General features: G+C 46.1%; 20 protein-coding genes. 13 read left to right on the top strand and 7 right to left on the bottom strand.

Translation table 11 applies throughout. From position 1 onward, the window contains the following. Nucleotides 1–26 precede the first annotated feature (26 nt). The gene (locus tag Enr17x_RS08500; protein WP_145307773.1) at nt 27–1,847 is read right to left on the bottom strand and encodes a cation:proton antiporter; all 1,821 of its coding nucleotides are present in this window, start codon (nt 1,845–1,847) and stop codon (nt 27–29) included. Next, complete coding sequence (locus Enr17x_RS08505; protein ID WP_198001036.1) at nt 1,840–2,793, bottom strand: PP2C family protein-serine/threonine phosphatase; 954 nt, start codon at nt 2,791–2,793, stop codon at nt 1,840–1,842. Before Enr17x_RS08505 ends, Enr17x_RS08500 begins: the two co-directional genes overlap by 8 nt. Before the next feature lie 594 nt (nt 2,794–3,387). On the opposite strand from Enr17x_RS08505, the gene Enr17x_RS08510 reads away from it, so the two are divergent. From Enr17x_RS08510 to Enr17x_RS08535, 7 genes are all read left to right on the top strand, one after another. Next, nucleotides 3,388–3,837: a CsbD family protein gene (locus Enr17x_RS08510; protein ID WP_145307778.1), complete on the top strand. Its 450-nt coding sequence runs from the start codon at nt 3,388–3,390 to the stop codon at nt 3,835–3,837. A 55-nt stretch (nt 3,838–3,892) separates the two neighbouring features. Continuing rightward, nucleotides 3,893–4,198: a hypothetical protein gene (locus Enr17x_RS08515; protein ID WP_145307780.1), complete on the top strand. Its 306-nt coding sequence runs from the start codon at nt 3,893–3,895 to the stop codon at nt 4,196–4,198. Nucleotides 4,199–4,288: 90 nt separating this feature from the next. Next, a complete protein-coding gene (locus tag Enr17x_RS08520; protein WP_145307782.1) occupies nt 4,289–4,744 on the top strand; it encodes a hypothetical protein in 456 nt (151 codons plus the stop codon). A gap of 25 nt (nt 4,745–4,769) precedes the next feature. After that, nucleotides 4,770–4,985 (top strand): hypothetical protein, encoded by a 216-nt coding sequence (locus tag Enr17x_RS29510; RefSeq protein WP_198001037.1) that lies wholly within the window; start codon nt 4,770–4,772, stop codon nt 4,983–4,985. Nucleotides 4,986–5,026: 41 nt separating this feature from the next. Further along, nucleotides 5,027–5,428, top strand: a complete 402-nt coding sequence (locus Enr17x_RS08525; protein WP_198001038.1) for a phage holin family protein — start codon at nt 5,027–5,029, stop codon at nt 5,426–5,428. 48 nt (nt 5,429–5,476) lie between these two features. After that, nucleotides 5,477–5,695: a hypothetical protein gene (locus tag Enr17x_RS08530; protein ID WP_145307786.1), complete on the top strand. Its 219-nt coding sequence runs from the start codon at nt 5,477–5,479 to the stop codon at nt 5,693–5,695. Nucleotides 5,696–5,784: 89 nt separating this feature from the next. After that, entirely contained in the window at nt 5,785–6,990 is a 1,206-nt protein-coding gene (locus Enr17x_RS08535; RefSeq protein WP_145307788.1) for an AI-2E family transporter, read from the top strand. 2 nt (nt 6,991–6,992) lie between these two features. Here Enr17x_RS08535 and Enr17x_RS08540 read toward each other — a convergent pair whose 3' ends face one another. Next, nucleotides 6,993–8,549, bottom strand: a complete 1,557-nt coding sequence (locus Enr17x_RS08540; RefSeq protein WP_145307790.1) for an alkaline phosphatase family protein — start codon at nt 8,547–8,549, stop codon at nt 6,993–6,995. A gap of 330 nt (nt 8,550–8,879) precedes the next feature. Between Enr17x_RS08540 and Enr17x_RS08545 the strand changes: the two genes are divergently transcribed. Next, nucleotides 8,880–9,476: an ANTAR domain-containing response regulator gene (locus Enr17x_RS08545; protein WP_198001039.1), complete on the top strand. Its 597-nt coding sequence runs from the start codon at nt 8,880–8,882 to the stop codon at nt 9,474–9,476. 155 nt (nt 9,477–9,631) lie between these two features. Here the strand turns inward: Enr17x_RS08545 and Enr17x_RS08550 are convergent, their stop codons facing one another. The 4 genes from Enr17x_RS08550 to Enr17x_RS29515 form a co-directional block, all read right to left on the bottom strand. Then, nucleotides 9,632–9,835, bottom strand: a complete 204-nt coding sequence (locus Enr17x_RS08550; protein WP_145307794.1) for a CsbD family protein — start codon at nt 9,833–9,835, stop codon at nt 9,632–9,634. Between the two features lie 107 nt (nt 9,836–9,942). Beyond that, on the bottom strand, nt 9,943–10,131 hold the full coding sequence (locus Enr17x_RS08555; RefSeq protein ID WP_145307796.1) for a hypothetical protein: 189 nt from the start codon (nt 10,129–10,131) through the stop codon (nt 9,943–9,945). A 126-nt stretch (nt 10,132–10,257) separates the two neighbouring features. Next, entirely contained in the window at nt 10,258–10,701 is a 444-nt protein-coding gene (locus tag Enr17x_RS08560) for a PRC-barrel domain-containing protein (protein ID WP_145307798.1), read from the bottom strand. Between the two features lie 216 nt (nt 10,702–10,917). Continuing rightward, the gene (locus tag Enr17x_RS29515; RefSeq protein ID WP_198001040.1) at nt 10,918–11,088 is read right to left on the bottom strand and encodes a hypothetical protein; all 171 of its coding nucleotides are present in this window, start codon (nt 11,086–11,088) and stop codon (nt 10,918–10,920) included. Between the two features lie 545 nt (nt 11,089–11,633). On the opposite strand from Enr17x_RS29515, the gene Enr17x_RS08565 reads away from it, so the two are divergent. From Enr17x_RS08565 to Enr17x_RS08585, 5 genes are all read left to right on the top strand, one after another. Continuing rightward, nucleotides 11,634–13,115, top strand: coding sequence for a sigma-54-dependent transcriptional regulator (locus Enr17x_RS08565; RefSeq protein ID WP_145307800.1), 1,482 nt, complete (start codon nt 11,634–11,636; stop codon nt 13,113–13,115). 500 nt (nt 13,116–13,615) lie between these two features. Continuing rightward, nucleotides 13,616–13,783, top strand: a complete 168-nt coding sequence (locus Enr17x_RS08570) for a DUF1328 domain-containing protein (protein WP_145307802.1) — start codon at nt 13,616–13,618, stop codon at nt 13,781–13,783. Between the two features lie 130 nt (nt 13,784–13,913). After that, entirely contained in the window at nt 13,914–14,177 is a 264-nt protein-coding gene (locus Enr17x_RS08575; protein ID WP_145307804.1) for a hypothetical protein, read from the top strand. A 255-nt stretch (nt 14,178–14,432) separates the two neighbouring features. Further along, complete coding sequence (locus Enr17x_RS08580) at nt 14,433–17,816, top strand: PAS domain S-box protein (protein ID WP_145307806.1); 3,384 nt, start codon at nt 14,433–14,435, stop codon at nt 17,814–17,816. A 311-nt stretch (nt 17,817–18,127) separates the two neighbouring features. Then, nucleotides 18,128–18,334 (top strand): YqaE/Pmp3 family membrane protein, encoded by a 207-nt coding sequence (locus Enr17x_RS08585; protein ID WP_145307808.1) that lies wholly within the window; start codon nt 18,128–18,130, stop codon nt 18,332–18,334. Nucleotides 18,335–18,371 lie beyond the last annotated feature (37 nt).

The following is an 18,371-nucleotide window of genomic DNA, read 5'->3' on the forward strand; positions in this document are numbered from 1 at the left end:
CGCAGTGATAAGTCGCCCAGATTAGCTTAAGTCTGTGTTGCTTCTGATTGCGTCATTGTGTGTGGAGTGAGTCCCATAATTTTCCAATTCGCTTTTGGCTGGAATTCGGGCTCAGCAGTAAAGACATGAATCTGATCATTCGGATCAATGGCAAACAGCATTAATCGCTCTTCTCCCAGTTTTTTGAGATAATCTTCGTAGGAAAACTCTTCCGTCAGTACTGTGGTTTTAATTTCCGCACCTTGATTCAATCGTTCTTCCAGGTCTTCATAGGTAATGGTCTCGTCAAAAAGAAAACGCCCTCCAAATTTAAAAATGGATTTCTCATCTGCGGGGCCCGTTTCTGGCTGATGATTTCGGATGGTGAAGATGCATTTTGGTGGGAATTCCAATCGAAAGTATTGTGCAGCTAAGGCATTCAATTCCAGGTGCGGAGACATGGCCAGAAGATTGCCAATTCCAATCAGGTTGAGATGTCGTTCAGCGTGTTCCGAGACAGGATTTCCCCAGTACGCAGATAATCCCTTGAGCTTTGCTTCCGTGACGGCTGACCAGTTTTGGTCGGTCAATAAAGTTCGAAATCCATTTTTGTTCAATTCCAGAGCGATCGTTTGAGTGACAGAATTCGCCCCGATGATCAGAAACCCTTTCGGCTCTGGTTCTGCGACTTTTAAGATTCTGGCCAGAGGTCTGGCTGTCGCACTTTGCAGCAGGACAGTTCCAATAATGACCAGAAAGGTAAGGGGGACCATTTGTACTGCTTCCGGGTACCCTGTTGATTCAAGTTTAATTGCGAAGAGTGCGGAAATCGCGGCAGCGACGATCCCACGCGGGGCAATCCATGACAGCAAATGGCGCTCTGACATGCTCAGCTTTGATCCCAGAGCACAAATATGAACACTCAAAGGGCGAACGAAAAATTGAATCAATAAAAAGATCCCCAGCGCTGGCCAGCCCAGATCAATAAAATTCGATAGATTTAATCGCGCAGCTAATATGATAAACAGCATGGAGACCAGCAAAATACTGAGACTTTCCTTGAAGTTCAGAATGTCATCTAAATCGATGCCTTTCATATTAGTCAGCCAGATTCCCATGACTGTGACTGCCAGTAAACCTGATTCTGTCGCCAACATGTTGGAGACGGCAAAGATCGTACAGACAAAAGCTAGTGCTGCAAAATTATGGAGGTATTGCGGAATCCAATATTTTTTGATGAGAGATCCGAAACAATAACCGCCGGCGACTCCAAATAAGACTCCGCTGAGTAATATCTTACCGAAGACAATCAGACCGGCTGCAAAACCTTCGTCAGTTCCCTCTGAAATGATAAATTGAAAAACCAGCACCGCCAGAATTGCCCCAATGGGATCGATCAGAATTCCCTCCCACTGTAAAATATTGGCAACATTTTCTTTTGGTCGCATCGTCCGTAGGAGTGGCATGATGACCGTAGGGCCTGTCACAACCATCAGGGCTCCAAACAGGAAAGAGACTTCCCAGGAAAAACCAATTAGCATTCGTGTTGCCAGTGTGATTACAAACCAGGAAATCAACACTCCCAGAGTGATCATATTGCGGATCACACGCTCTAGCCCCGGGATGTCCTTAAATTTGAGAGTCAAGCTGCCTTCAAAAAGAATGACGGCAACGGCTAGTGATACAAAGGGAAACAGCAGATCGCCAAATAATTGATCTGGCTGCAGTAAATCCGATACCGAGCCGGCCAGGATACCCATCGGTAGCAGGAAAAGAATCGCCGGCAGTTTGACCCGCCAGGCGATCCACTGACAAAACATACCTGCAAGTAGAATTGATGCGAGAGACAGTATGGCGTGTTCACCCATTGCGTTTTCCAGCGATCGGTTTTTGTTTGGGTTTCAATATTTTAGCTTTGGGTGTAGGCTGAGTGTTTCCAGTTTCGACATCCAGTGAGTCAATCATCGCCACGTCCTGGTCACCAAGATCGAGAAAACGGGCTACAACGACGGTCGTATTGTCAGTGCCTCCACGGTCTTTCACTTCATTCAGCAAGCTGACACAGGTATCGTTGGCCATCGTATCCTGTCCTAATATCTCGGAGATTACCGAGTCCGGAACGTGCTTTGTCAATCCGTCTGTACATAACAGCAAAGCATCTCCCATTTGTATTTGCATTTTACAGATATCAGGATTAAGCACACTGTCGCCGTCCCCTCCAATTGAATTTAATAATAAATTTTTCCAGATTTCCGGAACTTCATCAGCCTCTAAGGTTCCATTGGTTACCAGTCGCTCTGCCAGGCTATGGTCTCTGGTAAGTTGATGAAGGTTCGATTGTCTGTAAAGGAAACAGCGAGTATGGCCGGTATGCACGACATACAATTGTGGCCAGACCATGTAAGCCAATGTTAACGATGCTCCCATCCCTGCACGCTCCGGATGTTCCTGGACGTCGGATTCCATTCGTTGCTGGCATTGCTCAAACGCATTGATCAGCGCATCGCACATGTCATCATCTGATTCTTCATCCCACTGGAGAAACCAAGGCATGTTATTCAGAAAATAACGCGTGATGCTATCGGTCGCCAGACGACTGGCTAAATCGCCGGTTTCTGGATTACCAGTGCCCTCAGCGACCATTAACAGTTTCGCTTGAGAGTTTCCAAACACTCTGGAATGGTTATCCAGGCTTAAGCTACTCAAATGAATCCGCATGGATTTCTCCAGGTCAGCAATCAGGAATTGATCTTGGTTTTGGAGCTGTTTGGAGCCGGTCTGTGTCAAGCCATAGCAATCCATCTTTCCTGTCATTGTGCTGCTCCTGTTCCCTGTATTTTGTTGCATCGGTCTCAGTGAGTGTGCCGAAAGCATGTTGTTCACAAAGGAAGTTGTGACGCGGTCAGACATTCACTGTTCTGAATGTGTAAATTCAATGCATATCACATTCCCGATAGGGGCAATGTGCTGGAATGGCGACACCCGTGTGGAAATACTTCCGGTTAAACTATTTCTGGAGAAGAGGTTATGTCATTTTCTAAAACTAGAGAACGGAATGTAATTTCTATCAGAGCGCTTATTGTTGTGAGTTGGTTTCAGGATTGGATTCTCGTCTTGAACATTCACACATCATATTCTGCGCGAAATCAAACCACTCTGGCTTGCTGGCGACCGACTTCGAATTTGCTTTCTATTCTCTGGGCCGGTTGTAGCTGTTCTTTCGAATAAAGAAATTTCATTGAATCCGGCCTGCATTTACAGAATGAATTGCGATTTTGTTTTGCCTTACCCTCCGGCCGGAATTCAGCGAATTTTCAAACTGGCACGTCAATTGCATTTTCAGAAGTTCCATGTAGAAAGCTGATGTTTAGCGAACGCATTAAGAAATGATTTATAAAGGAGAATGTTATGGCCACTCGGGAAGAACTACGCGGTCACTGGAATGAAATACGCGGTCGAATCGAAGAACGCTGGGGCGAGCTGACTTCAGATGATCTCGATGAAGTCGAAGGTAAAACCGATCAACTTGTTGGCAAGATTCAGCAGAAAACAGGAGAAACACGCCAGACGATCGAAACCGAATTGGACTCCATTGTGAGAAATCTATCCCAGTCTGCTTCGTCCTTCTCAGAAGAGTTTGGCGATAATATTCACGAGGCAGTCAATAAAACGAAACAGCAATTTTCACATGCTTCTGATGTCGCGAAAGAACAATACGGTCGCGTCCAGGAATCGGTCCAGGATGGTTATCGTCAGGCAGAACAAACCGTTCAGAAAAACCCTGTTGAGTCAGTCGCTGTTGCATTTGGGACAGGTTTGATTGCTGGTGTGATCGTGAGTCTGGTCTGGCGTCGCTAAGAGAGGTCTGTTGACGTGAATGGATTACCTCAAGAAATGAAAGAAGGATAGGGAAATGATTGATCAATTAGAAGATGTCGAGCATCGTTCCACTCAGTCGCCTCAGCCAGTTTCTAATCAAGATGTAGTCAAACAGGAAAAGGCAAAGCTGAGTCAATACATCAAAGAGAAGCCCGCGCAATCCGTGTTGATTGGTTTGGGAGTCGGGATTGGTACCGGGCTGATTCTGGGAACCATCTTCCGGGGATCTTCAAAATATCTGCCACATGATGAAGTGTTGACAGAAAAAATTGGAAACCATGTGAAGAATTCGCTTCGTGAGATTGCTCCTGCTTCGTTAATGAAACACTTCCGCTCCTGATCAATTCAATTTGATTGTGTTGCAGCAATGGATGTGTGGATTCTTCGATGGTGGCTGGAAATCTTGGATAGGGCAGAGGGCGTAGGTGTGGTGATTCAGACAAAAATTGACCGAGCTGAGCAGATTCAACGATCGATGCAGTTGATCCGTCGAGATTTAGATCACGATTTTGATCAAGTAAAGCAAAGTGCATCACAGCTGACTGACTGGCGCTACTATGTCAGAAATTATCCCTGGACGTGTGTGGGACTGGCAGCGGCCATTGGTTACATCGTTGTTCCCCGCAAATTACAGATACAAAGTCCGGATACAAAAACGCTGGAAAAGTTAGCTCGCAAAAATAAGCTGGTCATTGAAAGTAAATCAAGCGAAGACGATAAGCCGGGAGCCGTGAAAACAGCAGTGACATTTCTTTCCGGACTTGCTTTGAGAGCAGTTACAGCACAATTGGTCCAAAAGCTGGCTTCAGGTATGGACCAGAATAACGCGACACAAACTGGTATAGAGGCAGATTGGCAAGAGGAAGTGACAGCATCAGCTTCATGATTCACTGAAGCTGAGGAAAGAGGACATGATGCGATATAAAATCCACGAAGCATATAAAATACTCGGTCAGTTACAAGAGCAGCGCGATTCATCAGCAAAGCCTGAGTCTGAGCCTGACTTCTTACCTCCCACAGAAGATTGGGAGCCATGTCTCAGAGAACAAATCACGAGCCATCCCAGTCTGGTTGTCAATCTCAGCTTGATCGCCGGAGTCGTGATGGGGTGTTGGGTGAAACGATGATAAATTCAAACGACTGCAATAGAGCAGAAAACAAAACTGATATGAGAGGCCACTTAGGCGACTTGGGAGCAGACCTGATTTCTCTCAGTGAACTGCAGATCGAATTGCTCACCGTTGACACTCGTGATGCAGTGCGGGAATCTTTTTACCCAATGATCCTGCTGTTTCTAGGGGGCGGTCTTGTAATGGGAGCCTGTCCCGTCTTGCTGACTGGTATCTCGTGGTGGTTGAGCACAGTCTCAGATCTGAGCCTGGCAGCAAGTTTCTTCACGGTTGCGCTATGCGGATTACTGATTGCAACTGCTCTTTTTTTCTTTGCCTGGAAAGGTCTGGGAAAGAGTCTGGGACTACTGAAACGGTCACGTACAGAACTCAAAAGTAATATCCAATGGATCAAGAAAATATTGTCCGAGAAACATCATTACCGCTCATCACGCTCCTGAACAGAATAATCCAGAAATTGCATCATTTAAACCGAAAGGAATGATCTCATGACTATGAAAGTTACGCCATCAAAACAAAATGCGACTTCTACCAGAAGACAAGCTTCAGCAGATTCAGCTACACAACATCAAGATTGTGATCAATTGCAGCCTGTTGACGATATCGTAGATTATGTCACGAGCTATGCGCGTCAAAACCCTGGCACTGCTGCCTTATGGTGTTTTGGTGTGGGGTTCATCGTAGGTTGGAAATTAAAGCCCTGGTAAGTTCAGCTGCGAGGCAGGGACGTAGAAAATACGTCCTGTCTCTTTACTTGTACTCGTCATCATCGTATCGAAATTAGAGGAGATTCGCTGTGTCCCCATCCATTTCATCTCGAGAGAAGCCGCTCGATGATTCTCAGAAGCAAGCTGATGATGATGTGGGTTCGGAACTGGATTCAGAGCCGAAATCAGACAACATTCAAACTGCAGCAGATGATTGCCTGCCGGAATCTGGGCTCAGTGAAAAGCTGACAAAGCATTCTCACGGGCGGGTCTCTCTGGCGATTCTGGCTACTTTGGCAATTGTGCATGCCCTTTACTTCGCGCGTTCGATTCTGATACCGATCGCGCTTGCCATCGTTCTGTTTTTCCTGTTAGCACCTGTTGTGCGATTCCTGTCGAAACCGAAGCTGATTTCTGAATCAATTGCGGCTGCAGCCGTTGTGCTTGTGTTAAGTTTGACGATTACGTTTGCAGGTACGTTTCTGGCAGACCCTGTTTCTGACTGGCTCGCCGATGCTCCTGAGACTTTTCGCAAAGCAGAACAAAAATTACGTTTCATCATAGACCCGGTTGACAAGATCGATAAGGCATCCGAACGCGTATCCGATATTGCAGCGGGAGGAAAAAGAGATGATGTCGTCAAGGTCTCGGTTCAACAGCCTCCGGTGACGAGCTATCTTTTGAGTTCTACCGTCAACTTTCTGGCAGGAGCCACCATTACAGTCGTACTGGTATATTTACTCCTGGCGATGGGACATCGTACTTTAAACTCGGTTGTGGAATTGATGCCGACGTTAAAGGACAAACGGGGTTTTGTCACGATGATTCGTAATGTGGAACAGGGAATCTCTCGTTATTTGCTGACCATAACCACGATCAATATCGTGCTTGGAATTGTGGTGGGGACAGTGCTCGGCCTGTTGGGACTTCCCGACCCTTTTCTGTTGGGGATCATGGTTGCAACATTGAATTTCATTCCGTTTGTCGGCGCTTTTGTCGGTGCCTCTGTAACATTTTTAATTGGCGTGGTTTATCTTCAGACCCCTGTGGAAGCAATCATTGGGCCACTGATCTATCTCGGTATCAACACACTGGAAGGAAATGTGATCACGCCAATGATTTTGGGAAGATCGCTGAAGCTGAATCCGGCATTAGTTTTTATTTGTATTATCTTTTGGGGCTGGGTCTGGGGCATCGGCGGGATCTTGCTATCTGTCCCCCTGATCGGAATGATCAAAATCTCTTGCGACCATTTCAAATTTCTCCAGCCGGTAGCACGGCTTCTTTCTGGCTAAGTTTACAAATCCTCGTTCAAAGGATTTAATATCGCGCTTGATCCAGGCAGGCGTGGTGGTGCGAGGTCGAGAAGCTGCATACAAATCGGAGTAATATCGACAATTCTGGGTGAATCCGGAAGTTCGAAATCAGCGGGCAAGCCGGCCGCAATCAGTGGGGCCGTTGAATCGAGTTGATGTAATGAACCATGTGATCCCGCGGGATTGCACTTGAGGTCAGGCAGGCAGAATTCTTTACCTAGCCGTGCTGTGACCCAGATGTTGCCTGTGATTTCAGAGAAGCTTGTAGCAATTCGCTCGAAAGCGTTCGGGTAATCACCATATTCGAGTTTACCATCAGGAGTAACTTTCGCATCAATGGCGGTTAGATCTCCCTTCCAGTTCCAGCAGGCGTTGTAGCAATCAACAGCGTTCTCCTTCTGATTCACTCCCGGCTTAAAGTCGAGCCGGCCCCGGTCGGCTGTCTGAACGTGAAAAGAAGATTCACCGGTTCCATTTAAACCATTCTCATCATCACACCAGATGATCTGGTCGATATCAGGGCATTCCATCAGGCATTCAATGACTTCACTGCGACGATCCCAGAGTTCCGGTTTCATATAAATCTGAGCCGATCGCATGTTCGGGCAAACCTTCATGTCTTCGTTACCCTGCCAGGGTTTTCCAGCTTCGACAACTGGGAATCGCTCAAGGACTTGATTCAAATCGATTCGGGGATTTTCATCCAGGTCAGATTGTGAATGATCTCCTGTGATTAAAATGGCAAACTCATCCAGAAACTTCTCAATTCCTCCTTGCATTTCAAAGACTCGCCCCAGGTGGGCGTCTACTTCTTGCAGAGTAGAAACGGCGTTCTCTGGTCCTTCTGCATGGCTGTCAAAATCGTTATTGGGAAAATAAGCCAGTGTAAAGTCCGGCAGGCAATTTTGTTCTGCCATCGCCAGCAGGTAGTCGGCAGTAGCTTCATCATGAAAACCAAATCGTCTCGGTAAGCCTCCTCGTGCAGAGGGCTTAGTTCCGTAAAGCGGCGTTGAAACAAAGTCACCGAGAAACATGGTGTGCGGGCCGCGCATGCTTGGCACCAGGGAAATGCCGGGAGTTAAATTCAACAGGGTAGGAGTGGTGATCTCATGCTCTACAGTACCCCGGTACCACATGAAATTAACGACTGCGTCAGACAGTGCCCCGTGCTGTTCAATTCGTTCGAAAATTGTGGGAATTCGCAACCGTTCCATATTTAGTCTGATTTGAAAATCATTGATGTAGTGCTCCATTCCTTCGTTCATGATTGCAGGTAAATCAGACCCAAAATAAGCGACTTCGTCTTTTTCGGTATCATACCAGTAAGCACCGGAAATTCCATGTTCGAACGGATACCCGCCTGTCACAATCGAGCACGTGGCAGCGGGAGTAATCGAGGGGAATATCGACGTACATTCCGGGCACAGGATGCCCTGGTCAACCAGCTTTTGAATATTCGGCAACATTCCATTTTGTAATGCTGGTGAAACAACGCGTGTCGCCAATGCATCAATGATGATCAATAGGACTTTTTTCATTGAAGAATTCACTCTCTGATATGAGGTTCAGGTCGGAAGGGGCTCACTAACCTGTAATTCAGGATTCCTTAGGCAGGAAGACCAGTAAACCGGTTCAAGAACAATCTTAATTGACTTGTTTCAACTCTGACAGCAATTCAGAGATCGTATTGTTTTATTTTTATGTTTACTGCTCGTCAAGCAAACCGATATCCATCGTTTTAGATAGTATATTTCGTCAAATATTGTTTATTCAGATATGGTGCACTCAAAAATGATTTGGTCTAATAGTAACTATAAATGTTCTAAAAAGTACTACACAATACAAAGTGAGATTGAGCGAAGATGGTAATGGAATCCCTGGAGGTTCTGATCGCACATAGCGATCCTGACACACGTGTTACAATTGAGAACGGTGTTCAAAAACTGGGGCATCAAATTCTGGGGTCTATTTCTTCCGGAGAAGGCATTGTTGATGCCTGTCAGAAAAAACAGCCTGATATCGTCATTAGTGGGGTGCACATGCCGGATGTGGATGGGATCCGGGCACTTACACTGGTTAGTAAAGACCGACCTGTCCCAGGAATTATTGTAACTCCGAAAACAGATCTGGAACTCGTGGAAACAGCGGCCCTCGATCACATCATGGCCTGGCTTGTCGAACCGATTCGGATGGTTGATCTCGGCCCAACGATTCTTCTGGTGTATCGTCGTGGTCAAGAATTTTCCGAACTCCGCAAGGAGAATCAGGATCTACGTGCCGCCCTGACGGATCGAAAAATCATCGAACGTGCTAAAGGGATTTTGATGAAAGCCACTGGTCTGAATGAAGGAGACACGTTCAAACAGCTTCAAAAACTGGCGAGTAGCAAACGCATGAGGTTAATTGAGATCGCACAATCGATCATTAATGCAGAAGGAGCTTTTGAAATAGTTGAGGGCGAGTAGTTGGTCGAATTTCTCGAATTAATGTCAAAAACGCTGTGAACTGTATCAAATACAGCCCACAGCGCCAGAGCCTCACTCTGTCGAGCTGGCTGCTATGTAGATCGTGTTTTCAGAGATGATCTGCTTCATACTACAGCATTTCAGCTGTATAAATATTAGCAATGACAGGTCTCTTCAAACTGAGAAACCTGCTTAGAGGCTTCCTCTTTTTCGATCCCATATCGTTCCTGGATCTTGCCGATCAGTTCTTCACGCTTTCCATCGATCTGATCAAGTTCGTCATCGGTCAATTCACCCCATTTCTGTTTTGCTTGACCTTTAATCTGTTTCCATTTTCCTTCAAATTGATCACTGTTCATTTTCGTTCTCCTTCATATTAAATTGATAGTAAGTTCGATCACATTTATACGTCAGTTCTAGAAACAACCGACTTGTTATCAGGTTTAGACATGAAACCTGTTTGAACTTATTTTTTGTCTACTTCGACTCCGACTGCGCCAGAATCTTTATCACGTTCAATTTCAATCTCTCCGCCGGGCGTTTCGACATCCAGCACTTTTTCCTTGTTATCGCATCCAGTGAGTGTGAATGATGCTGTCAGCAGCAAGGCCAATGCGACAAATGGAATTGACAGCATTTCAATATATTTTTTCATGGGGTTGTTCCTTTTCTATTTTACGAGTCGGATTTTATGTCAGCGCATGGAGAGTCCGATGCGATAACACCTGTAGTTGTGTTGACTCTTGAAGCTTAGGTGCTGGTAGACAACTTTGGAGCTCTCTTACCAATAAGAGGGACGACCATAAAAGTCGTAAAGCTGTGTTTCATAAGCACGATTCACGGGTAACCGAGAATCATAATGGGGCGCATTTTTCACCTGTTCCTGGGGCAAATCGACGTGGGCTTTTCGGTCTTCCCATGTGAAATGGGTAATCCAGTCGAACGCAATAATGACTTTTTTGCTTGTAGGCAACCAGTCTTTTGTGTCGATAATGAGATACCGTAAAGACCAACTCTCTGTGTCAACAATTAAGTCTTCGATATGCCCCAGGGGACCTTCCATGCACTGAATCTGATATCCAGTCACTTCTCGGGCACTACGTAAGTGGAGGTCGCCTGCATTCTCCTTGACTTGCGTCGCCACTTCCGCTGATGTTGTCTGGCGTCTGAGAACAGAGGAAGCCGCAGACCCCCAATACATGGGCCAATTATAAAATGACGCCAACGCTGATTCATATTGTCGAGATACCGGATAATCGGCTTCAATGGCCGGCGATTCTTCAATATTTGCCTTAGTGAGAACAGTAGGAAGCTTTTGGGAATCAAAATCTGGCTGATCGATGGCTACGGGAGAAATTAAAACCTGTCTCCCGGTCAGCCATCCGCCTGTGTTGACGACAATGTAACGTGCGATAGTTGATTCATCGTCGAATAGAATATCTTATACGGTTCCACATTCTCCATCAGTGGCAAGAATCTTATAACCGTTAAGTTCTTTTGTACTGCGAAACATAAATGTCTCCTTTCCTTTTTCTGTCTGAAGACGAAATGCAGATCGTGTGCCATTCGCAGTCGCAGCCTGTTGAGGGTCACTGGATTTATGCGTTCCCATGCAGTTTTCTCGTTGTAATATAATGATTTGCTTGTTCCAGATAATTTTTCAAAATTGATTACCGACATCCTCATCTGTCGTCAGGCTGTTAGATGATCGACGGCTGATAAACCGGACTGATTGACGATCACCCAGCAGAAACAGGAGTTTTGTCCGGGTATAAAAAAAGCCCTGTGGCGCACAAAAACGTGCTCCACAGGGCTTTCATAGGCCTGTTATCTCCCTTTTCTTCACGAATCGAGAGCTTGGAATCTATCATTCAGTTTAACGCAGACGGATATACAGTCAATCCATTAAGTCATGGAATTTAAAAGTTAATTCCATCAGCGCCGGGACAGATTTATTTTAAGAGTCAGGCAAATTCCTCAAAAAGATCAACTGACGTGGATCGGATTAAAGAGTTTGAAACAGGGGTGACTGGTGTATAATAAGCAAAAGATGCGCACCTTGATTCTGTTCAACGAGAGAATCCGGTGATAAAATGTGCCTGCTCGCGAGGCAGCAGACGAAATGAAAATCTAAAAGAAACTGGGAACTTCTGAAACATGCCCAAAGCATTGGTAATTGATGACGATCGTACAATCCGCGAAATGGTGCGGCGATCGCTTGAAAAAGTAAATGTGGATGTCATCTCTGCAGGAGCAGCTGACGAAGGGCTAGAGGCAATCCGAAGCGAATCGCCCGAAGTGGTTCTGCTTGACATCATGTTGCCAACGGTTTCAGGACTGGATGTCTTTCGTGAAATTCAGAATCTTGACCGTCGATTGCCGGTTGTTTTCATTACCTCGTCAAGTGAAAGTAATGTGGCTATCGAAGCCATGCAGTTAGGGGCATTTGACTATCTGGCCAAGCCACTGGATCTTCCGAAGCTCAATGCTTTAACGCAAAAAGCAATCGAAACCCGCAGGTTGATGAACATTCCCGTTGCATTGCCTGTGGGCGATGTAAAGCCTGAAAACGGGGATCAGTTTGTGGGACGCAGTCCACAGATGCTGGAAGTATTCAAGTCAATCGGACGCGTCGCAGCACAAAATGTGAACGTTCTGATTCGGGGAGAAAGTGGAACAGGCAAGGAACTTGTCGCGCGAGCCATCTATCAACATAGTCCCCGATCGAACGAATGTTTCATGGCGGTCAATTGTGCTGCACTGACCGAGACACTGCTGGAAAGCGAACTGTTTGGCTACGAAAAGGGGGCTTTCACTGGAGCCGATAAACAAAGAATCGGAAAATTCGAACAATGTAACGGAGGTACGTTGTTTCTCGATGAAGTCGGCGATATGTCACAATTGACCCAAGGGAAAGTACTGCGTCTGTTACAGGAGCAGAAATTCGAACGCGTTGGCGGAAACAAAACCATAGAAACAGACGTACGGATCATAGCGGCGACAAACCGTAACCTGGAAGAGATGGTGAAAGACGGTTCGTTTCGCGAAGACCTGTTTTATCGACTGAATGGCATGACTATTTCATTACCACCATTACGCGAACGTGGTAAAGATATTGCTTTACTGGTTGAGCATTATCTGAATGCGGCATGCTATGAGATGGGGCGTACGGAAACCGAGGGGGTCTCTTCCGAAGCGCTCGACTTGATGATGCAATATCGGTGGCCTGGAAATGTGCGTGAATTACAAAGTGTGATCCGACAGTCCCTCTTGAACAGCACCAGTCCGATCATTATCCCCTCGTTTCTGCCAGGAGAACTCTTGGGCGAGACTGCTGCAGATGTCACAATTGTGTCATCCGCAGACCCGGAAATCTCAGAAACGGGTGATACGCTTCCTCTTTCTGACTTGCGTCTCTTTGTGGATGAGCGATTGGTCGCGAATTCAACAGATCTCTACAGCGAAACTCTCGAAACGATGGAACGCTACCTCCTCACGCGGATCTTAAATGAGACGGGTGGCAACCAGACTCGTGCCGCGGAGATTCTGGGGATCACGCGAGGGAAAATTCGTGATCGAATTGCCCAGTTCGGCATTTCTCTAGAGAAAACGGTCAGCATTGATGACGATGTGACATAGCATAGTCCAGTTGCCCGTCTGAAGTGATGGGAGACGGTCTGCCGGTCCTGCTTTCACGCAGTCTGGCTTTCTGGTGCTCAGTAGGATCTGCAGCATCAGTACAACTACGCGAAAAATGCGCTGTCAATCACTCTTGAATCTTTTCATTCTTGTTTCGGTTGTTAACCGACCAAAATATCTTCTCCCCCGATCGGTGAGCAACCGATTTTCTTTTCTCCCTCACGCTTTCTTTAAAAACAATAGTTCGGGATATATTTCTAACTCACGTTTTAGAAATGTCTTACGTTGATTGTTTCGCTTGGGTGACTTCTTTGGCACACCACTTGCGATACTTACTTTTATCGCCGCAACGCGATCAAAAATGAAAAAAGAAATATTAAATGAGCCGAGATGAAAACTCGGTCGGTTGGTTTTCGCTGACGTTTTCGTTGGCCTGACCGGATCGGAAATGAGAACCCGATTTCGAACAAGACAACCCCACATATTGAAAGGGTGGAACTATGTTAAGCTGGGCATTGATGTTTTTGGTAATTGCTTTAATCGCAGGTCTATTTGGTTTTGGTCTGGTTGGTGGAATGGCCTATGGTGCCGCCAAGATCTGTTTCTTCATCTTCCTGGTTCTGGCTGTTATCAGTCTGCTGACCGGTAAGCGAGTTCCTACTGAATAGTAGGAACGATCAAAGGCTAGATTCATTCTGTCTTATGAACTGCTGAATTAACCAACCGACGGCATACTGTTTGTGTGCCGTCGGTTTGGTTTATAAGACTGGGATCAATGGTTTTTTAATCAGGAGTAGAATGATGCAAAACTTAATTGTCATAATTTTAATCATTGTTGCCGTAGTGGCAATGGTGCTCGGTGGTTGGGTTTCCTTTGCTGACCTGGATGAGAGTTCGACTATCACGATTCACAAAGATGAGGTCAAAAAAGATACCGAATCTGCTCTTGAAAAAGGCGAATCGCTGTTGGATGATGCGACTCAACAGAGCCGTGACCTTATTGGTCAAACGAAAGATTCGAAAACAGATAAGCCAGCGACTGATTCACTGAAGGAACAATAGTTGAGACATCCTTGAGGCAAGAAATCTGAAGCTTGCATTCCATGATGATAAACCCTCATCTTCCAGCAGGAGCCCCAAATCAGAGTGGGGTCATATCTTTCCCCTGGAGGTCTGGTTCTGCTTGTTGTGTTCATGTAGAAAAACTCATTCAATTCTGTTAATTTCATACGAAATAGAAGCCGTGTTCCAATTCCTGGTTCTAAGAAAGCTTCAGAAAACTCAACGTCATTTCATTTAATTGGAAACCGCGAGAGCATGACTCACTCCTCAAATTCTAATACTCCAGATTCTGCACTGTGGGCTTCTGATGCACGGCTACAAGCCATCATAGATTCTGCATTGGATGCAGTCATCACCATGGATCTTGATGGCTGTGTGATGGACTGGAATCGACGGGCTGAAGAAGTCTTTGGCTGGTCACGCGAAGAAGCAGTGGGAAAACCGGTTGCAGAGCTGATTATGCCGCAGCAGTATATTGCGCAACATTTGGATGGTCTTCGTCTATTCAAGTCCACAGGTAAAGGACGTGTGATTGATCAGAGACTGGAATTAACGGCCTTGCGCAGAGATGGTCAAGAGTTTCCGATTGAATTGATGGTGACGCAACTCGAATGGAATGATCAGATTATTTTCAATGCATTTGTGCGTGATGTCTCAGAGAGGAAAGAGGCAGAACAACTGATTGCACGTGAGAAACTGGAAACAGCCTTACTCCAGCAGGCGAGTTATTCTTCATCAACTCATGATGCACTGGAAGATGCCTTGCGCATCTGTGTTTCCAATCTGGGAGAGATCTCAGGCTGGCCAGTAGGACATGCCTTTATCCGAAATCAGGCAGGAAATAAATTGGTTTCTTCCCGCATCTGGTACCTCGCAGATAACACCAATTTTCGTGATCTGCAAGCGGTTTCAGAAAAAGTGAAGCTCTCTCCAGGCGAGGATCTTCCAGGGCAGGTCTGGCAGACTGGTAAGGCAGTCTGGATTACTGATATTGAACAGGATGAAACGATCGTTCGTAGACGTAATAAGTCACGTCTTGGAGTCAGAGCTGCGTTTGCATTTCCGATCAAAGTGGACGATGAAGTGATTGCCGTTGTCGAATTTTTCAATACGAAACTTGTTTCACCCGACCAGAATTTGTTGTCTCTAGCGCGCGGGGTGAAAAATAAAATCAGACAGATGATGGAACGCATGCAATGGCAGGAAGAACGAACGCGTCTGGCGGCAATTGTTGATAATTCAGGGGATGCGATCATCGGCAAAGCGCCTGATGGGACAATCACTTCCTGGAATAACGGGGCTGAAGTGACATACGGCTGGAAAGCCGATGAAGTCATCGGCGAAACAATTTCCATCATTCTGCCCCCTGGGATGGCACGTGAAGAATCTGAGATTCTCGAAGCGATGAAAACAGGGCGGCGACTGGAGCAGTTTCAGACCCGGCGCATGCGGAAAGATGGAACCATTATTGATGTTTCCATTACCGTTTCACCAATTCGAGGTCAGGACATGCAGATTATCGGCTCGTCAATTATCGAGCGTGATATTACCGCCCGACGTCGTCGTGAAGAAGAATTGCGGAGTGCTCGTGATGAGGCAGAACAGGCCAGCCGAGCCCAAGGTGAATTTCTTGCAAACGTGAGTCATGAACTCCGCACGCCCATGAATGCGATACTGGGGATGCTGGAACTCACACTGCAGGAGAATTTGACACCCGTAAAACGCGATTATCTCGAAACAGCAAAAGATTCTGCAGAACAACTTCTGTTACTTGTGAATGATATTCTGGACTTTTCGCGTCTCGAAGCAGGGCGGTTTGAACTGGAACCCACAGTATTCAACCTGCGTGATTTACTGGACGATGTTGTTAAAACGCTCTCTTTGAGAGGTTATGAGAAAGGTCTAGAGATCGTATGTCATATCAAGAACGAAGTTCCGAAACGTGTTGTTGGTGACCCAGTCAGACTGCGTCAGATTTTGACGAATCTGGCAGGCAACGCCATTAAATTTACCGAGCAGGGGGAAGTCGTGGTTGCCCTCAAGCTGGTTGAGTCGTCTGAGGTAACTCAGGATATTTTCCCCGGCGAAAAAGTCTCTCTGGAATTCAGTGTGTCAGACACAGGCATCGGTATCGCTGCCGAGGACCAGGAACGGATCTTTTCACCATTTGCTCAGGCTGATGCTTCCACGACACGACAGTACTCGGGAACAGGTTTGGGCCTGGCAATTTGTCACGAGCTGATTGGGTTAATGGAAGGAGAAATGCAACTGGAGAGCGAATTGGGCAAGGGGAGCAAGTTTTCATTCGTTATTGAATTACCTGTCGCAGAAGCCGATGAAACAGTTGTGATACGTGATAAAGCGACGGTCGATGAATTGCGCGACCTGCCTGTGCTTGTCGTGGATGATAATCGTACGAATCGATTCATCCTGGAAGAAATGTTGAGCAACTGGTCAATGTCTCCGATCCCGGTGCCATCAGCCCAGCATGCGATAGAACAACTCTCTGAAGCCATTCAGAAACAAAAAACATTTCCACTGGTGATTGTCGATGCTTTAATGCCGGAGACCGATGGGTTTATGTTGCTGGAGCAGGCGAAAGAAGAAGGACTGCTGGATTCGGCAACGATTCTGATGTTGTCGTCTGCAGATCATCAGATTTTTAGCGAACGTTGCCAGGGCCTGGATATATCAGCCTTTCTGGAAAAGCCGGTTTCCCAATCTGATTTACTCGATGCAATTATGACGGCTCTTAGGGGCCCCCAACTTGAACGGGAGAGTGTGAGTCAAATCAATGAAGCCAGTCAGTCATTTAAGGTTTTGATTGCCGAAGATACCCCAGCCAATCAAAAGGTGATTACGGCAATATTAAATAAAAGAGGACACCACTGTATTATCGCTAATAACGGACGTGAAGCTGTCGAGTGTCTGCGCAATGAATCATTCGATATTGTGTTGATGGACGTCCAGATGCCAACAATGGATGGTTTACAGGCAACGGCCATGATTCGAGAGCAGGAAGAAGAATCTGGCGACCATATTCCGATTATTGCGATGACAGCTTACGCCATGCGTGGGGATCGCGATAAATGTATCGCAGCCGGAATGGATAACTACATTTCTAAACCGATCGATGCCAAAAAACTGCTTCGTCTGTTGGAACGATATGCCAAGGAAGCCAAGCGAAAGCGAACAGGCTCTGAGGAAACGAAACAACAACGCTCTGCTTCCCAAACGCAATCCATTTCTTCTCGAGAACAGAAGAGTAAAACTCAAAACGCCTCTGGACCACAACGCCCCGTAATTGACATGCAGGCAGCACTGAAACGTACGGGAGATGATGTCGAAATTCTGAATGATATGGTGAATTACTTTTTTGAAGATACTTCGAATCTGATGCAGGAAGCACTCGAATGCGCAGAAAAAGGAGATGCTGCAGAGACAGCTCGTGCTGCTCACAGTTTAAAAGGTCTTTGCGCGAACTTTAATGCACACTCGGCGACAGAAGCAGCAAAAGTGGTTGAAGACATCGGTCTTTCGGGGGATCTGAATCACGTTTCAGAAGCGCTGACAACTCTCCAGATAGAGCTCACGATTCTCACCGAGGGGCTCCACCAGTGGCAAGCTGAAAATCAATAAAGTCCTTACGTGACTCTCACTTTCTCTCATTTCGAGTCGTGTCATCACTCTCAAGAGGCTTTGACGGATGATCGGTTTCCGCTCATTCTGATCGCAAATCAATCATGGGTTTGCGTCGTTTTGACCTAAGGTCTTTGAAAATCAGCGGTTTTCTTGCGCTGGTCGTCAAAATTCGCAATTATTCTGAATTGGTACGGGATCTGCTTTAAGTGATCTTGGCAATGGTTTCATTCACAGGCAGAGGAGAAATTGCACACGTGCTATGAAACCAATACTGAAAATGCTCCCTTCATTCAGAAAGGTTTAAAACCATGTCGGCAAATTTACAGACTCACTCACAGCCAAAGTCATCAACCTTTGCAGATGTTCTTCGAATCATTCTGGCAATTATTTTGCCTCCAGTCGGGGTTCTGTTACAAGTCGGTCTGGGTATGCACTTCTGGTTAAATATCGTGCTTACATTATGCGGATACATTCCAGGACTGGTTCATGCTGTCTGGGTCATTGCGAAGAAATAGTGACTCCTGTGACAAATTCTAAGATGAAAATAGATCT

Source organism: Gimesia fumaroli (assembly GCF_007754425.1).
GTDB lineage: Bacteria > Planctomycetota > Planctomycetia > Planctomycetales > Planctomycetaceae > Gimesia > Gimesia fumaroli.

Excerpts from the sequence above, each read along its gene's own strand:
- Enr17x_RS08500 (WP_145307773.1), bottom strand. The coding sequence starts at position 1,847 with ATGGGTGAACACGCCATACTGTCTCTCGCATCAATTCTACTTGCAGGT.
- Enr17x_RS08505 (WP_198001036.1), bottom strand. The coding sequence starts at position 2,793 with ATGACAGGAAAGATGGATTGCTATGGCTTGACACAGACCGGCTCCAAA.
- Enr17x_RS08510 (WP_145307778.1), top strand. The coding sequence starts at position 3,388 with ATGGCCACTCGGGAAGAACTACGCGGTCACTGGAATGAAATACGCGGT.
- Enr17x_RS08515 (WP_145307780.1), top strand. The coding sequence starts at position 3,893 with ATGATTGATCAATTAGAAGATGTCGAGCATCGTTCCACTCAGTCGCCT.
- Enr17x_RS29510 (WP_198001037.1), top strand. The coding sequence starts at position 4,770 with ATGATGCGATATAAAATCCACGAAGCATATAAAATACTCGGTCAGTTA.
- Enr17x_RS08525 (WP_198001038.1), top strand. The coding sequence starts at position 5,027 with ATGAGAGGCCACTTAGGCGACTTGGGAGCAGACCTGATTTCTCTCAGT.
- Enr17x_RS08530 (WP_145307786.1), top strand. The coding sequence starts at position 5,477 with ATGACTATGAAAGTTACGCCATCAAAACAAAATGCGACTTCTACCAGA.
- Enr17x_RS08540 (WP_145307790.1), bottom strand. The coding sequence starts at position 8,549 with ATGAAAAAAGTCCTATTGATCATCATTGATGCATTGGCGACACGCGTT.
- Enr17x_RS08545 (WP_198001039.1), top strand. The coding sequence starts at position 8,880 with ATGGAATCCCTGGAGGTTCTGATCGCACATAGCGATCCTGACACACGT.
- Enr17x_RS08550 (WP_145307794.1), bottom strand. The coding sequence starts at position 9,835 with ATGAACAGTGATCAATTTGAAGGAAAATGGAAACAGATTAAAGGTCAA.
- Enr17x_RS08555 (WP_145307796.1), bottom strand. The coding sequence starts at position 10,131 with ATGAAAAAATATATTGAAATGCTGTCAATTCCATTTGTCGCATTGGCC.
- Enr17x_RS29515 (WP_198001040.1), bottom strand. The coding sequence starts at position 11,088 with ATGGGAACGCATAAATCCAGTGACCCTCAACAGGCTGCGACTGCGAAT.
- Enr17x_RS08565 (WP_145307800.1), top strand. The coding sequence starts at position 11,634 with ATGCCCAAAGCATTGGTAATTGATGACGATCGTACAATCCGCGAAATG.
- Enr17x_RS08570 (WP_145307802.1), top strand. The coding sequence starts at position 13,616 with ATGTTAAGCTGGGCATTGATGTTTTTGGTAATTGCTTTAATCGCAGGT.
- Enr17x_RS08575 (WP_145307804.1), top strand. The coding sequence starts at position 13,914 with ATGATGCAAAACTTAATTGTCATAATTTTAATCATTGTTGCCGTAGTG.
- Enr17x_RS08580 (WP_145307806.1), top strand. The coding sequence starts at position 14,433 with ATGACTCACTCCTCAAATTCTAATACTCCAGATTCTGCACTGTGGGCT.
- Enr17x_RS08585 (WP_145307808.1), top strand. The coding sequence starts at position 18,128 with ATGTCGGCAAATTTACAGACTCACTCACAGCCAAAGTCATCAACCTTT.